The following is a 14,442-nucleotide window of genomic DNA, read 5'->3' as shown; positions in this document are numbered from 1 at the left end:
CAGAGGAAAGACCATGACCGACAACATGATTGCCTGGGATCTCGGCGCCGACCGGGTGCTCGTGCTCACCATCGACGACCCGAGCCAATCCACCAACACCATGACCGAGGCGTTCGCGCGCGATCTCACCGCGACCGTCGACCGACTCGAAGCGGAGAAGGACACCTTCGACGGGGTGATCCTCACCTCCGGCAAGGACACCTTCTTCGCCGGTGGTGACCTGAACCTATTGATGGACGCCACCCCGGAGGACGCGCCCGCCATCGCGCGTGGCCTTGACACCTACAAGGCAGCGTTCCGCCGACTCGAGCGGCTGGGTAAGCCGGTGGTCGCCGCGATCAACGGCACCGCGCTGGGCGGCGGCTTCGAACTCGCCCTCGCCACCCACCACCGGATCGCGCTCGACGCCAAGGGCAGCCTGCTCGGCCTGCCCGAGGTCACCTTCGGCCTGCTGCCGGGCGCCGGTGGCGTCACCCGCACCGTGCGCCTGCTCGGCATCACCAATGCGGTGCTCAACGTCGTCGGCCAGGGCCAGCGGATGAAGCCCGCCAAGGCCCTGCAGGTCGGGATCATCCACGAGGTCGCGGCCACCCGCGAGGAGATGTTCGACAAGGCTCGCGCCTGGATCGCGGCCAACCCCGAGCCTGCGCAGCCGTGGGATGTCAAGGGCTACAAGATCCCCGGCGGCACCCCGTCGAGCCCGCCGCTGGCCGCGAACCTGCCCGCGTTCCCCTCGAATGTGCGCAAGCAACTCAAGGGCGCGCCCATGCCTGCCCCGATCGCGGTGCTCGCCACGGCCGTCGAGGGCGCGCAGGTCGACCTCGACACCGCCTTCGCGGTCGAGACCCGTTACTGCACCAACCTGATCTGCGGGCAGGTCTCGGCCAACATGATCAAGGCCCTGTTCTTCGACCTGGGTATGATCAACAAGGGCGGCAGCCGGCCCGAGGGCTTCCCCGTGCGCACACCGGAGAAGGTTCTCGTGCTCGGCGCGGGCATGATGGGCGCCGGTATCGCCTACGTGCAGGCCCGCGCGGGCATGCAGGTCGTGCTGAAGGACGTGACGATCGAGGCGGCCGAACGCGGTAAGGATTACTCGCGCAAGCTGCTCGACAAGGCGCTGCGCAAGGGCGCGATCACCCAGGACAAGCGCGACGAGGTCCTCGGCCGCATCCACCCCACCGCCGATCCGGCCGACGCCGCAGGCTGCGACTTCGTAGTCGAAGCCGTGTTCGAGGATCCGGGCCTGAAGAAGAAGGTGTTCGGCGAGATCGAGGGCCTGGTGAACCCGGATGCCCTGCTCGGCTCCAATACCTCCACGCTGCCGGTCACCGATCTGGCGACCGGCGTGCAGCGCCAGGAGGACTTCATCGGTCTGCACTTCTTCTCCCCGGTGGACAAGATGCCGCTGGTCGAGATCGTCGTCGGTGAGAAGACCAGCGACGAGGCCATCGCCCGTGCCATCGACTACACCCTGGCGATCAAGAAGACTCCGATCGTGGTCAACGACAGCCGCGGCTTCTTCACCAGCCGTGTCATCGGTCAGTTCATGGACGAGGCGATCGCACTGGTCGCCGAGGGCGTGCACCCGACCACTGTCGAGCAGGCTGCCACCCAGGCCGGCTACCCCGTCGGTGCGCTGGCCCTCGTCGACGAGATCAACATGAAGCTGAGCCAGAAGATCCGGCGCAGTCTGCGCGAGAACACCATCGCTGAAGGCGGCCGGTGGGTCGACTCGAACGCGTACCCGCTGGTCGATGCCATGGTCGACGAGTACGACCGCCCGGGGCGGCTCGAGGGTCGCGGATTCTACGAATACGACGCCGACGGCAAGAAGTTGGGGCTGTGGCAGGGGCTGGTGGAGAAGTACACCCGCGAGGATCACGGCATCCCGTTCATCGACATGCAGGAGCGCATGCTGTTCGCCGAGTCTCTCGACACTGCCCGGTGTTTCGACGAAGGTGTGCTGCGGACGGTGGCCGATGCCAACATCGGCTCGATTTTCGGGATCGGGTTCCCGGCCTGGACCGGTGGAGTGATCCAGTACATCAACCAGTACGCCGGTGGCCTGGCAGGATTCGTCGCGCGGGCCGATGAGCTGCGCGCTGCCTACGGTGACCGATTCGAGGTCCCGGAGTCGTTGCGGGCCAAGGCCGCCGCCGGGGAAACCTTCGGCTGATGGTGCTGCCGACGGACACGACGTCCCGGCGTCCGGTTTTGCCGGACGCCGGGGACGCCTGCGCGCGGGGCGTCCGCGGTGACGGCAGACGGTCGCAGCGTAGGGCCGTCATCGTCGCCGCCGCACGCGAGGTGTTCGTCGCCCGCCGCCGCGCCGACACGCGGTCTCGAGGTGGAATCGCAGAAGGAGCGTGTCGAGTTCGGGATCGTCGCCGGTGATGGCAGCGACTCGGCAGATCTCGGCAACCCTGCCAGAGGGGATCGCGTATCGATGCGATGCCGGCCGGGCGGGCATCGCGAGCTGCCGCGCTGGATTGTCCTGTGGCCGAATCCAACCGGCTTCTTCGGCGTACCGGTAGATGTGGCGCACGGTGGACACGTAGTGCTCGACTGCGCTGGTCCCGCCCCGAGATGCCCGGTTGGGGCGGGCGTTCGCTTTCACCGTGCGGGCCAATTCTTCGAGTTCGTGGAGGGTGGGCTCGTTCAACGGCCGGTTCGGCCACAGTGATTCGAGCAGATCCAAATGTGTCCCGTAGGTGCGTGCAGTACCAGTGCTCAGACGGGCTCGAACACGTGGAATCACCTCGCCGAATGTCGGCGCCATGGGAGTGGCCTCGACGAGATCGGCTGCGGAGATGCCCATTTGGGACAACAGGAGTCTGGCTGCTGCCAACGTGTCTGCGGGGACTGCGGGTTGACCGGTGCTCGGGATGGTCACAGGTGTCCCTCCAGGATTCGGCGGCTCTGGCTCATCAGCCCGTCGAGGACGGCGGGGGGATGGATCAGCAATCGCTTCTGTTCTCGGTGCGCGACGACCAGCGCCCGATCGCCCTCGAGAAGTCCGACGCGACGGCGCTGGCGGTAGGGGATTCGGAAGAAGCCGCCGTTGTTCATTCGGATAGAGCCGTCAGGGGCGGCACATACCAGGATCAGGCGCTCGTCCTGACACGACAACGTCAGCCGGGTGCCCGGTCGCCAGCCCAGAGCGGAGAACACGGCGTGGTCGGTGACGTGACCAGCATGGGTGATGAGGGCGATGCCGTAGACGATGTTCGGGTCTGCGGTGCGCGGGATGACACTCGACGGCAGCGGGCCGTGGAGGCGTTCTTCGAGTGAGGTCTGGGGTGGGATGACCGGTTCGATCACCGCTCCTCACTCCCTGATGCCGGGAGTCCGCAAGCCCCCTTGCCGGGGCGAAAAGTGACGAGATCGTCACCCGAACTAGCGTGTTTGCGCAGGTCAAAGACGTGCACAGCTCAACTCCTTCGTGTGCGAGTGCACTCGAACACACAGAAGTCGAAATCTGACCAGCTAGCCAACAATTTGTGCGCGAGAGGGGACTTCAGCCCGCGCTACCTGGTGTTTTGTCGTGCATTTCTGACGATCCAGTCACTCATCCCCGCCACTAGACAGGTCCTGAATATGAAGGTTGATGGCTGGATCGGGGATTGTGTGAAGGGCGTCTTCATCACCGATTGTCTGGTTCACCGCGGGCCCACTTTTCGAGGATGGCGCGGTGATCGGGAACGGTTTCCGGTCGGTCGATGTAGTGGGTTTTCGCAACAGCGGCGGTATTGCCGAGTTGTCGTGCGGCGTCTTCGGGGCTTCCGGTGGCGTTGTCGACGGCTGTGCCGACGCCGCGGCGGAAGGTGCGGGGTGTGACCCAGGCGAAGTTGTCGCCGCGTGCGGCGCGCCAGATCCGTCCGAAGTTGTTCGGGTTGCGAAGGGAGCCGTTGGCGGCGGGGAACAGTACTCCGTGCGGATTGGGCGTCGCGCTGAGTTCAAGGTGTTCGATGGCCTCGTTGATGGATTCGACGCTGTGGTGGGGCAGCAGGATCCGGCGCCACCCGTTTTCGGATTTGGGGACGGGTTTACGGACCCATCCACCGTTTCCGGCCCCTCGGATCTGGACGAGGGTGCCCGTGACCTCGAGGTAGGGATCCGGAGCTGCGAGGTTGATGTCGTCGAGGAGTATCGCGAACGCTTCGTAAGGGCGGACTCCGGTTCCGGAGATGACGTCGACGACCCACACCATCGTCCAGTCACGTCGCGGCCCGGTGGTGTAGGCAGGGGTGCCGGGGACTTCTTCACCGCGCGCCCATGCCCTCACCTGTGCGCGAAAGGCAGGAAGGGCCGTCATGTCGGGCACTTTGCCGCGCGCTGGGGGACGGGATCTGCGGAAGGCGTCGACGCTGTTGACCGGGTTGGTGCTGAGGACGCCGTGGAGAACGGCGATCTGCATCATCGCTCGGAGAATGACTTTGTGCTGCTTTGCTTTACGCCGGAGTCCGAGGGCTGCGAGGCGTTTGAGGTGGCGATCGAGCTCTCCCGGGGTGGCCTGCCAGATCTGCAGGCGGCCGATGGTGTTCTCGATCTTGATGGTTTCTGGGTTGGCCCGTTTGTCGTGCGATACCTCGATTTCGCGCCGGTAGTCCTCGATGAGTCCGGGACCGCAGTCGGGGTCTTGGCACATCGAGTTCAGCAGTTCACGCGCGAGTTCGTTGAGGGTGGTGGTGCGTGTGACCGGCGTGCCGAGGGGAACGTCGTGGAAGTCGCGAATGGCTTCTGCGAGCTTGATGCTGGCCTCATCGGAGGTATCACCGTGGCGTTCAATGAAGGTGATGCCCCATGCACCGTAATGGCGGACTGTAGTGCGCCACTTACCGTTGCGTTGTTTGCGCGGTTCGGACGGGGTGCTGAACGTTCCTACCGGCCGGGCGGGTCGGCCTGCCATGATTCCCTTTCCACGCGTCACAAGAATCGGATGTTGGTTGGCGCCTAACGCGCAGCTATGGCCGCCGCTGATCCCCTGTGTTATGTCATCGGGTGGGGTGGCCAGTGACGGTTGCGTCGAGGCGTTGACTTTCCCAGGTGCGGATGTCGGCCAGCCGGTAGCGGCGGTGACGGCCGAGCCGCGCATGTCGAGGTCCGGTGCCCGTGGTTGCCCAGCTGTCGAGGGTTCTCGCCGAAATCTGAAGGCGGGCGGCGAGTTCGACACTGGTCAGCCAGGTCTCGTCGTCATGCCGGACCGACACCGCGGCGGTGGGACTGTGGGGCCCAGTCTTCTCGAGCTGCTGGAATTCCCACGTGCGGATGTCGCTGAGGCGATAGCGGCGGTGGCGCCCAAGTCGGGCGAAGCGCGGCCCGGCCCCGGATGATGCCCACGACGCGATCGTTTTCGGTGGGAGCTTCCACCGCGCAGCGAGATCGGGGGTGCTGAGCCAGGCCTCTTCTTCGGGCGGGCCGTCAACGCCCGGCGGCGTGGAGGAGGAAGGTGATGGTCGGCGGGAGGAAGAGGGCATAAGTGACTCACTTCTGCCCTGGTCACCGACTCTTCCTGAATTCCAGTGTAGGGCAGATGACTACATGATCGCCGTGCCGATAGATGGCAAGGTCCGAAGCTTCGACCTTTCCGCTGAGCGGGCGTGTCGATGTTCGAAGACGGGTTCAGCGGTGCTCGAAGTGCTCTTCAGTTGGGGCGCGGACTCCTTGGCCTGCCCAGGCTGAGGTTGGCGATGCGCGGTAGTTCCGACAAGCAAGCATGGTGGGCGCCGGTTCTGCGGGTTGGGGCTCAGTCGGGCCGATCGCCGTGCGACGAGATTCCAATAGTTGTAACGTGTTTCACTTCTGTGTCGTAAGAGTCTGAGGGGAATCGACTAGATGGTGAGCTTCTTCAACTGGGATGGGGACCGGCTTGCGGCCCAGCAGTTGGCGGTGAGCCCGTGGGCGCCGAGCAAATTGAGCGGTACCGGTATCTGCGGGGTGCTCGCCCGCGAGCTCGAAACGCAGTGTCCTGTTGGTTTCACCCCAGCGCGGCTGACGGTCGACCTGTACCAACCCGTGTCGACCTCCGCTTTCGATTTGTCCAGCGTCGTTGTTCGGCAAGGATCGCGAATCGCCGTGGTCGATGCCTCGCTGTCCCAGGACGGCCACCAGCGCGCGCGAGCATCGGCGGTGTTTCTGACCGCCGCGGACCAGCCGCCGGGCCACGTATGGAGCCCGGAGCAGGACCTGCCCGTGCCGCCACAGGGATGCAGTGCACCGCAGGGTTCGCCGCCGCTGTTCAAAAGTGGCGACAGCGACTGGACCTCCGATTTCGCCGCGAACCAGAACGCAGAGCGTAAGGCGACGTGGCAGAGCCTGCCGCCGTTGGTGGACGGCGAGCCGATCACCGCGTTTCAGCGTGCGGCCATCATGGGTGATGTCACCAGTCTGGTGTGTCATTGGGGCTCGGAGGGGGCTGGCTACATCAACACCGATGTGACCGTGGCGCTTTCCCGGTTGCCCGTCGGTCATGAACTGGGATTGCGCGCCGACAGCACTATCGCCGCAGCCGGAGTCTCGATCGGTGCTGCCACTCTCTACGACCGGCAGGGCCCCGTGGGGACGTGCGTGGTCACCGCGTTGTCCAACGCCCGCCGTCAGATCGACTTCGCCGCCACCTCGAGCGCTGAACTCTCCTTCCGGCGGGCCGGGGCTTGACGATTCGACATCTGTGAGGGTGAGCCCGGGGCCCTGCCGTCCTGGTCAACACATAACGGAACTCGGAGGTGATCAACCCATCGGCGCGCTGGTCCGATCGTGCTCGCGAAGCAGTCGCAGGACGGTGGCCGGTGAGGGGTGTTGGCCTTTCTTCTTGCCTTTGGTGATGACCAGACGGGTGGCGATGTCGCGCAGGCTGTGGCCGTTGTCGCGGAGGTGCAGCGCCATCGACAGCATGGCCTCGTCGCCGACTAGGGCGCCGCCGATGGTTTTGCCGCGTGCCCGGGCGGCTTCGTGGCCTTCGAGGGTGCGGTCGCGGACGTACTCGCGTTCCATCCCCGACATGGCGGCCAGCACGGTGAACACCACCCCGGACGGGTCGTGGGAGCCTTGCAGTTCGCCGGTGAGGAATTCCAGTCCGATGTCGGCGGCCTTGAGTTGTTCGGCCAGGGCGGCGAGTTCGATGCCGCGGCCGAGGCGTTTGTGTTCGTGAACGACCAGGGTGACCGCGGCACCGGAGGCGCGGATCTCGCGGGCCAGCGCGACAGCGCGGTCGAGTTCGGGGCGGACCAGGGCGCGGGTGGAGATCTTCTCGGAGAAGATGCGGCCGACACCGGCGGCGCGCAGCGAGTCGAGTTGGGCGTCGAGGGACTGGCGCACGGTGGAGGCGCGAGCGTAGCCGATGCGCACGTGCCCGCTGGACTCGGTGGGCGCCACAGCCGGGCGCGGCAGTTCGGTCCAGGGCGTCCCGGGTTTGCGCAGCGCGGGGGTCGGCACGTTGAGGGCCTTCGCGAGCGAGGGCACAAGACGGAAGCGGGCGGTGTGGTACTGGATGGCGACCTTGCCCTTGCCGGTCCGGCACGGCGATCCGGGGTGGTCCCGCCCGCCGCCCGGCGTGCGCGGGCGGCGTCGGCGCCCTGGCGGGAAGTGGTGGCCTTGACCGGGTCCAGGCGCCGGATCCGGCGCGTGACCGCCGACCGCGACGGCGGCCTGAGCCCGGCGATCCGGCATTCGCGGATGATCTCGCGGCAGATCACGGTCACCGACCGTTTCTGCCTGGTCAGGTACCGGGTCCGCAGGACCTTGCGGATGATCTGTTCGACCTCCTCGGGCAGCCGGGCACCACCGCGGCCGCCGGACGAGCGACGCGGCAACAGATCCGACGCCACCCCCTCACCTTCACGCCACCGGCGCACTAGCGCATACACCTGGCGTTGAGTGACCCCGAGCTGATCGGCGGCCTGGTCGGCGGCCGCGACGCTCACCCGGTCCGATTCCGCGAGGGGGCCGATGACCTTCGCGCGGGCGACCGCGACCTGCCACCGCACTTCGTCGGCGGTCAGAACACCACGCTCGGGCAACGCTGAACCGGCCATCCCGCAACCCCCGTGCTGAAGACGAGTACGAGCTGAATGCACGGTACTGCCGACGACTACGGGACACGCCGATGATCGCTAGACCTCTTCAACCGCAACGGAATCCGCAGGTCAGCACTGAACAGGACTTCGACAATCGACAGGGCGGGACTGTCTATGTGAGTAGTGCTGATCACAGAAGACGTTGGGGCACAACAGAACTGGCTACTATCACCGTGATGGTGTGGGGCGGGGACCGCAGACCCTCGACCCACACCGTCGCCGCCCGGAGGTCCCGAACGAATCGGCACGGGCTTGCCGGCTTGTGAAGCGCGCTATCTAAACCTGGGGAACCTCGAGAGGCTCGGCGTGGGGGCTGGAACTAGAGGATTGTGATCTCTGGCACGCCGGAGCCGTGGTCGGGTGCGGAGGTGCCCGAATAGGCGCAATCGGGCCCCGCGAGCGGTCCTCTACCGGTCGACTCAAGCAATAAATGTGGGATTTCTGTGTGATTCGGGCAAACCACGTCAAATCCCCGGACGCAAGAAAACCCCCTCCGACCCAGGTCGGAGGGGGTTTTGCCTGTCGGGCTGACAGGATTTGAACCTGCGACCACTTGACCCCCAGTCAAGTGCGCTACCAAGCTGCGCCACAGCCCGTTCCTTGCCCCCGTCGCCGGGTGCTCGGAAAGATTACCGCAACAGTCCGCGTGAGTACTAATCGGCTGGTAGATGACCATTTCCGGACGCGGTCGAGACTGGTTCAGGGGGTGTGTCGGTGGGGTTGGTGATGAGGGTGGGGATTTTGGGGACGGCGTGGGGGTGGTGGTCGGAGAGCCAGGTGAGGAGTTCCTCGCGGACGGCGCAGCGCAGGGTCCAGGCGTCGTCGGCGTCGGCGGCGGACATGGCCGCGCGGACGACGATGTTGGTTGGGGTGCTGTCGGTGACGAGCAGGCTCCAGGTGCGGCCGTCCCAGTCGGGGCGTTGGCGCAGGTAGGTGTGCAGGTGTTCGCGGAGGGCGGGGATGGGGGTGGAGTGGTCGAGGTGGAGGGCGACGGTGCCGGTGACTTCGGAGCCACCGCGTGACCAGTTCTCGTAGGGCTTGCTGTTGAAGTAGGAGACCGGCATGGTGAGGCGGCGGTCGTCCCAGATGCGGACGGTGAGGAAGGCGAGGGTGATGTCCTCGACCACGCCCCATTCGCCTTCGACGACCACCGTGTCGCCGATCTTGACCGAGTCGCCGAAGGCGATCTGCAGCCCGGCCATCAGGTTGCTCAGGGTGGATTGGGCGGCCACGCCCGCGATGATGCCGATGACGCCCGCCGAGGCGAGCATCGAGGTGCCGAGTGTGCGCAGGCTGGGGAACAGCAGCAGGATCACGACCGCCGCGGTGGTGACGACGAGCACCGAGGTGATGATGCGGCGCACCAGTCCGAGCTGGGTGCGCAACTGTCGCACCCGCGAAACCTCGGTTGTGCGTTGGGCATAGCGGCGCAGCAGGTGCTCGGCGACGGCGTCGGTGGCGCGAATCACCAACCACGCTGCCGCGATCAGCGCGGCGGTGGCGAGGAAATTCTGGACCACCGTGTCGCGGCGTGGATCCACGTCGGCCAGGGGGTAGAGGGCACGCAAAAGCAGTGTGCCCAGCAGTAATTGGAGGGGCACCCGGACCCGGCGTACCGAATTCAGGTGGACACCGGGACGGCGGCGGGCGCTGTAGCGCAGCAGCCGGTCGATCGCCAGGCCGGCGGCCACGGTGATCGCGATCGTGCCGAACACCACGAGCATCGGCCGCAACAGGTCTTCCACGAGATCGAACTCCTCTCGTTCTTCGACTCGCCTCAGCCGGTCGCTTACCCGGGTGTCGCGGCCTCAGACATGACGTTCTGATGGCAGCGGATCACCGCCGGGCGAGTTCGCCCAGTAGGGCAATGGTGCGGCGGTGGTCGGTCTGGCCGGTGAGGTCGGTCGCGGTGAGGACGACTTCGGTGGCGCCCGCGTCGAAGTAGCGGCGGATGCCCGCGGCGACGGTTTCCTCGTCACCGATCAGTGCGAGTTCTGCCGCTCTGGTGACTCCTTCGAGGTCGAGGACGCGGCGATAGGACGGGATCTGTTCGTAGAAGGCCAAGTGCCGCAACGCTTCGGAACGGGCCCTCTCGACATCGGCGGTGACGACGGCAGGTACGAAGGCGACGATTCGCGGGGGAGTGCTTGCCGCCCTGGTGATTTCGGGAACGATGTGTTCGCTCAGCGTCTTGGGTCCGGCGAGGTAGGGCAGGGTGCCGTCGGCGAGTTCGCCGGTGACTCGCAGTGCCTGCGGTCCCATGGCGGCCACCAGCACCGGAAGCCGCTCGCCGCCGGGAACCGAGGTCGGTAGCGCCGGGGTGGTGGTGAACAGTTCACCGTGGATGTCGGCGGTGCCGGTGTCGAGAAGCTGCCGCAACGCGGTGAGGAACTCGCGCAACCGGGCAATGGGCCGATCGAACGGCTGACCGAAGGCACTCGCCGACAAGGTGGAGCCGACCGCGAGACCGAGATGGTAGCGGCCGCGCGTGGCGGCCTGGGCGGTCTGTGCCTGCGACGAGATCAGCAGCGGATGCCGCCCCGCCACCGGAATGGCGGAGGTACCGACCTGCAAGGTGGGTATCTCACGCCCGACGATCGCGGCGAGGGTGGGGGAGTCGTAGTCCATCCGCTGCCCGAACCACACCGCGGGCACACCCTGTTCGGCGACATAGCGTGCCTGCTCGACGATGTCGTCGACGTAGTTGGTGGCGTTTTCGACGGCGAGCGCGATTCCCAGAGTCATGCCCGGTCCAACCGGGCCCTCGGGAGGCTTTGTTCCGAAATGCCGCTATCTGATCACCATGATCGAAAGGGCCGCCGGGCTCAGAAAGCCGCCACCAGGCACACTGCGAGAGTCACACCGAGCACGCCCGCGCCCAGTAAACAGAACAACCATTCCGAACCGCCGCTGTAGCCCTCGATGACCATCTTCGCCGGGCGATCCGGATCGTAATGGACGAGTACCGGCGTGCCGGGCCGGAAATTCACAATCCACGACTTACCCATGACGGCGCGTTCCTCCACGGTGCGCCCATCGGCCGTAACCCACCGGACCACCGGGTGATACAGGGTGCCGTTCTGTCCCGAACTGGCCGCCAATCGGACTACTGTGCCAACCGCTTTCGCGCCGGAACTCTTCAACTTTCGAGTACGGCGAATCAAGACCAGGCCGATGACGAAGAAGACCGACCCCAGGCAACCCGGAATCAGCGCGAACAACCATTCCGTCGCCACAGTCTTCCCTCCCCACGACATTCACGCGCATCCGGCTCGCGAGGCCGAGCAGCCTCCGGCAGTCCGGCACCGATCAGCCGACCCCCACGGAGCGCAGCAGATCCCGCAGCGCCCAGGACATCGCCGACGACCAGGCCGACCAGTCGTGTCCGGCCCCTGCGTCATAGCGTTCCCTGACATCCACGCCGGGGGTGTTCTCCAGTTTGGCGACGAAGCGCGAGTTCTGCTCGTAGACAGCGGATTCGACGAGCCCGTTCTTGCCGTAGCTGACGAACAGGGGGATACCGGTCAGCTCGGCTGCCTGGGTGTAGGGGTTGTTCTGCTCCCAGATGTGGCGCTGGGCCGTGTAGTCACCCCAGACGCGTTTCCAGTCCGCGGCACATCCCTGGCCGGGCTTGTCCGGTTCGCCGGGAGCGCCCGAGTCGTGCAGCGGGTCGACGTTGCCGCTGAAACTGGCCGCCGAACGGAACCAACCCTGGTACTTCGCGGCGAATTTCATCGCGCCGAGACCGCCCATCGAGTTGCCCGCGATGGCGCGGGTGGTGTTCGCGCGGTAGGTCGATTCCAGCAGGGTCCGCACGTCGCCCATCAGATACTTCTCCCACGCGGGCGCGCCGTAGGAACCGTAGTTCCACCAGTCGGAATACGCACTGCACCAACTGGTTTCGGGGAGCACGTAGATGGCGTCGGTGTTCGCGGTGAGGGCTTCGAGATCGCCCTTGTCGGTCCAGGACTTGTGATCGTCGAACCCGCCGTGCAGAACCCAGATCGTGGGCCAGGTGCGGGTGGCGTCTTTCGACCAGCCGGGTGGGAGCAGCAACCGCACCACCTTCACCGCGAAGTCGGGACCCTCGAGGTTCGGCGAGGAGATCCCGATATCGAGGATGCGGTCACTGACCCGCGCTTCCCACCGCACCGTGGGCGCGGCCTGTGCGGGAGCCGGGATGAACGAGGGCGCCAGGGCGACCAGAACGGTGACGAGGGTCAGGATCACAAGCCGGAGTCTGGACAACGGGGTTCCTCTCGATCGCCGAACCGGTGATCGGGAGAGCGATCACGGGTGCTCGGACAGGTGCCCACGCTCGCTGTCAGCCCCTGTGAGGCTCGCGCGACGCGACAGTGCACCCTTATCGAAGAACGATCCCGTTCGTAGGAAAGCGCGGCCAGACCCCAGTAATGGGGGCACACGGCCCTCAGCCGGCGCGGGAACCTCGGTCAGGGGAGATATCGCTCGACGCCGTTCCCCGGTGCGCTCGGATGAGCAGCGCCGCCCGCAGGTAACACAATCCGGTGACGTCGTTGAGGTCGAATCCCGTCATCTGGCTGATCCGCTTGAGGCGGTAGTCGACGGTATTGGTGTGGATGAACATCTTCCGGGCCGTGCGTGAGCGCTGCATATTGGTGGCCATGTAGACCTCGAGGGTTTGCATGAGCTCCGGATGCGCTTCGAGGGAATCGACGACCGAACTCAGGTAGTCGCGGGCGGGGCCGGGGCGGGTGAGCTGGTATTCGAAGGCCAGTTCGTGCGGGCGATAGACCTTGCTCGGGCCGCCGAGGCGGTGCACGATCTCGACGAGTTCGTGGACTTGTTCCGCGGCGCGCGGGATCTCGCCCGGCGCGGCCGACATCACCACGGCGCGCACCGGCACCTGGGCGGCGGTGGACAGGTGCACGATCAGCTCGTCGAGCTCGGGCTCGGTGAACTCGGTGGCGGGCAGCAGCAGGGTGCCGCCGTCGACGCTGAGCAGCGACAGCACCTTGCCGTCGCAGCGGTTGGCGAGTTCGGCCTGCACGCGACGCAACTTGCGCCGCGCAACGACTTTCGCGTTCAGGCCGGGCTCGGATTCCTCCGGGTGCGGTGGCAGCTCCAGGGCCATCACGTGGTATTCGTCGGCGACCTCGATGCCGCATTCGCGGGCCATCGTCGAGGTGTTCTGGCCGCCGAGCAGCGCGGAGGTGAGGGTGTGCACGGCGGTGTGGTGCTCGCTGACGACGGCGCGAAGCTCGCGCACGTAGGCCGCGGAGACGGCGGAGGTGATCATGTCCTGGGCGTCCATCAGGCGCCGGGCCACGCCGACCACGGTGTCGTAGTCGTGGTTGGTGACATTGGTGATCACCAGGTCGAAGCCGAGTTTGAAGCCTTCGTGGACGGCGTGGTGGATGGTGTCGATCGGGATGCCCTCGCGCGCCCAGTCGGCGGCGGCGGCCTGTACGCGCTCCACCCGGCCGGGGAGGTCGCGACCGTCGAGCATGCTTCGGGTGAGCTCGAGGCAGACCCTGGTGACGGTGGTGACGTCGCCGTCGAGCGCTTCGCCCGGCAGCGTCGCGCAGGGGACGACGTTTTCGATGAAATGCACCACCATCTGGCGCGAGATTGTGCGCACGTCTTTCAACGGGGTTGACACCGGGCGGCCCGAAGCGGTCAAGAACGGTTCGATGGAAGTTGTGACAGCCATGATGAATCCTTCCCACCCAGATCGCTGGGCAAGTGACCAAACTACCGCGTAGGCCATTGTCACGTCCGGGCTTCGCTTGTGACAAAGGTCAAGAGAATAGCGGAATGATTAGGGTTACGACGAGTACCGGATACACGCCGGTGTGGGCGGCCCCGACGCCCGCCCACACCAGCTCACCGCACCGATCTAGCCGGTCAGAGGCACAGGCTCAGCTCGAGCGGGCCCAGCGGCAGCGGCGCGCACACCTCGACCGACCCGGCGACAGGGCCGGCCGCGGCCGCGGTGCCGGTGCCGAGCGCGGCGGCCGAGAGGGCAAGGGCGGCAACGGCAATCGGGCGGGCAATTCTGGAGTTCATACGTACTTCCTCGCGTTCGGTGAACATCCCATGTTCGGGACATCTCGATCAGATCACGGCGGCAAACTCGAATTCACGTGTCGGCGACGGCTTTTGACGTTTCCATTTGGTTCGACGCGCCATTCTCGGAGAAATCCACAACAATTCGGCGCGGTCGTCATATCGCCTTGTGCCGCGCGATCAGGTATGGACCACAGGTTCGGCGCGGACCACAACGGGGTTGTCGGAACCACGAGGGATCGCCACCGATCACTGTGACCTGTCCACATACCGCACACAGGCGTCGTGTGCGCGCGCGATTGGGCCTAGGTTCGCC

The 14,442-nt window shown here is 66.1% G+C and carries 14 protein-coding genes and 1 tRNA gene; 3 read left to right on the top strand and 12 right to left on the bottom strand.

What is annotated here, in order from left to right; translation table 11 throughout:
* The first annotated feature begins 13 nt into the window (after positions 1–13).
* The gene (locus NCO8_RS13190) at positions 14–2,179 is read left to right on the top strand and encodes a 3-hydroxyacyl-CoA dehydrogenase NAD-binding domain-containing protein (RefSeq protein ID WP_067639303.1); all 2,166 of its coding nucleotides are present in this window, start codon (positions 14–16) and stop codon (positions 2,177–2,179) included.
* A gap of 108 nt (positions 2,180–2,287) precedes the next feature.
* On the opposite strand, the gene NCO8_RS13185 is transcribed toward NCO8_RS13190, so the two are convergent.
* The 4 genes from NCO8_RS13185 to NCO8_RS32450 all read right to left on the bottom strand — a co-directional run bounded on the left by NCO8_RS13185 (position 2,288) and on the right by NCO8_RS32450 (position 5,480).
* Positions 2,288–2,896: a site-specific integrase gene (locus NCO8_RS13185; protein WP_157104897.1), complete on the bottom strand. Its 609-nt coding sequence runs from the start codon at positions 2,894–2,896 to the stop codon at positions 2,288–2,290.
* Positions 2,893–3,324: a S1 domain-containing protein gene (locus tag NCO8_RS13180; RefSeq protein WP_067639299.1), complete on the bottom strand. Its 432-nt coding sequence runs from the start codon at positions 3,322–3,324 to the stop codon at positions 2,893–2,895. The genes NCO8_RS13185 and NCO8_RS13180 overlap by 4 nt, the downstream gene beginning before the upstream one ends.
* Positions 3,325–3,646: 322 nt before the next feature.
* Entirely contained in the window at positions 3,647–5,098 is a 1,452-nt protein-coding gene (locus NCO8_RS13175; protein WP_157104896.1) for a site-specific integrase, read from the bottom strand.
* Positions 4,998–5,480, bottom strand: coding sequence for a helix-turn-helix domain-containing protein (locus NCO8_RS32450; protein WP_245655338.1), 483 nt, complete (start codon positions 5,478–5,480; stop codon positions 4,998–5,000). The genes NCO8_RS13175 and NCO8_RS32450 overlap by 101 nt, the downstream gene beginning before the upstream one ends.
* Before the next feature lie 358 nt (positions 5,481–5,838).
* Between NCO8_RS32450 and NCO8_RS13165 the strand changes: the two genes are divergently transcribed.
* On the top strand, positions 5,839–6,660 hold the full coding sequence (locus tag NCO8_RS13165; protein WP_067639292.1) for an acyl-CoA thioesterase domain-containing protein: 822 nt from the start codon (positions 5,839–5,841) through the stop codon (positions 6,658–6,660).
* 72 nt (positions 6,661–6,732) lie between these two features.
* Here the strand turns inward: NCO8_RS13165 and NCO8_RS32445 are convergent, their stop codons facing one another.
* Entirely contained in the window at positions 6,733–7,671 is a 939-nt protein-coding gene (locus NCO8_RS32445; RefSeq protein ID WP_245655337.1) for a recombinase family protein, read from the bottom strand.
* Positions 7,672–7,874: 203 nt separating this feature from the next.
* Between NCO8_RS32445 and NCO8_RS32885 the strand changes: the two genes are divergently transcribed.
* Positions 7,875–8,027 carry a hypothetical protein gene (locus NCO8_RS32885; protein ID WP_369689845.1) on the top strand — a complete coding sequence of 51 codons (153 nt, stop codon included), beginning with the start codon at positions 7,875–7,877 and terminating at the stop codon, positions 8,025–8,027.
* A gap of 573 nt (positions 8,028–8,600) precedes the next feature.
* On the opposite strand, the gene NCO8_RS13155 is transcribed toward NCO8_RS32885, so the two are convergent.
* The 7 genes from NCO8_RS13155 to NCO8_RS31835 all read right to left on the bottom strand — a co-directional run bounded on the left by NCO8_RS13155 (position 8,601) and on the right by NCO8_RS31835 (position 14,126).
* Positions 8,601–8,674: transfer RNA gene (locus tag NCO8_RS13155), tRNA-Pro, on the bottom strand.
* Positions 8,675–8,731: 57 nt separating this feature from the next.
* Complete coding sequence (locus NCO8_RS13150) at positions 8,732–9,823, bottom strand: mechanosensitive ion channel family protein (RefSeq protein ID WP_067639291.1); 1,092 nt, start codon at positions 9,821–9,823, stop codon at positions 8,732–8,734.
* Positions 9,824–9,914: 91 nt separating this feature from the next.
* Entirely contained in the window at positions 9,915–10,823 is a 909-nt protein-coding gene (locus tag NCO8_RS13145; RefSeq protein WP_067639289.1) for a TIGR03564 family F420-dependent LLM class oxidoreductase, read from the bottom strand.
* Between the two features lie 80 nt (positions 10,824–10,903).
* Positions 10,904–11,299 (bottom strand): DUF3592 domain-containing protein, encoded by a 396-nt coding sequence (locus NCO8_RS13140; protein WP_167353277.1) that lies wholly within the window; start codon positions 11,297–11,299, stop codon positions 10,904–10,906.
* 88 nt (positions 11,300–11,387) lie between these two features.
* Positions 11,388–12,308 (bottom strand): alpha/beta hydrolase, encoded by a 921-nt coding sequence (locus tag NCO8_RS13135; protein ID WP_245655336.1) that lies wholly within the window; start codon positions 12,306–12,308, stop codon positions 11,388–11,390.
* A gap of 199 nt (positions 12,309–12,507) precedes the next feature.
* Positions 12,508–13,770, bottom strand: a complete 1,263-nt coding sequence (locus tag NCO8_RS13130) for a PucR family transcriptional regulator (protein WP_067488994.1) — start codon at positions 13,768–13,770, stop codon at positions 12,508–12,510.
* Positions 13,771–13,964: 194 nt separating this feature from the next.
* A complete protein-coding gene (locus NCO8_RS31835; protein ID WP_167353276.1) occupies positions 13,965–14,126 on the bottom strand; it encodes a hypothetical protein in 162 nt (53 codons plus the stop codon).
* Between the last annotated feature and the right edge of the window lie 316 nt (positions 14,127–14,442).

The organism is Nocardia coubleae NBRC 108252 (genome assembly GCF_001612805.1).
Lineage (GTDB): Bacteria > Actinomycetota > Actinomycetes > Mycobacteriales > Mycobacteriaceae > Nocardia > Nocardia coubleae.
The sequence above is the reverse complement of the archived record's forward strand: the minus strand, read 5'-3'. Positions and strand labels throughout refer to the sequence as shown.

What these genes read in the sequence shown, in the direction of transcription:
- NCO8_RS13190 (WP_067639303.1), top strand. Translation starts at nt 14, where the DNA reads ATGACCGACAACATGATTGCCTGGGATCTCGGCGCCGACCGGGTGCTC.
- NCO8_RS13175 (WP_157104896.1), bottom strand. Translation starts at nt 5,098, where the DNA reads ATGCGCGGCTCGGCCGTCACCGCCGCTACCGGCTGGCCGACATCCGCA.
- NCO8_RS32450 (WP_245655338.1), bottom strand. Translation starts at nt 5,480, where the DNA reads ATGCCCTCTTCCTCCCGCCGACCATCACCTTCCTCCTCCACGCCGCCG.
- NCO8_RS13165 (WP_067639292.1), top strand. Translation starts at nt 5,839, where the DNA reads ATGGTGAGCTTCTTCAACTGGGATGGGGACCGGCTTGCGGCCCAGCAG.
- NCO8_RS32445 (WP_245655337.1), bottom strand. Translation starts at nt 7,671, where the DNA reads ATGCCGGATCGCCGGGCTCAGGCCGCCGTCGCGGTCGGCGGTCACGCG.
- NCO8_RS13145 (WP_067639289.1), bottom strand. Translation starts at nt 10,823, where the DNA reads ATGACTCTGGGAATCGCGCTCGCCGTCGAAAACGCCACCAACTACGTC.
- NCO8_RS13130 (WP_067488994.1), bottom strand. Translation starts at nt 13,770, where the DNA reads ATGGCTGTCACAACTTCCATCGAACCGTTCTTGACCGCTTCGGGCCGC.
- NCO8_RS31835 (WP_167353276.1), bottom strand. Translation starts at nt 14,126, where the DNA reads ATGAACTCCAGAATTGCCCGCCCGATTGCCGTTGCCGCCCTTGCCCTC.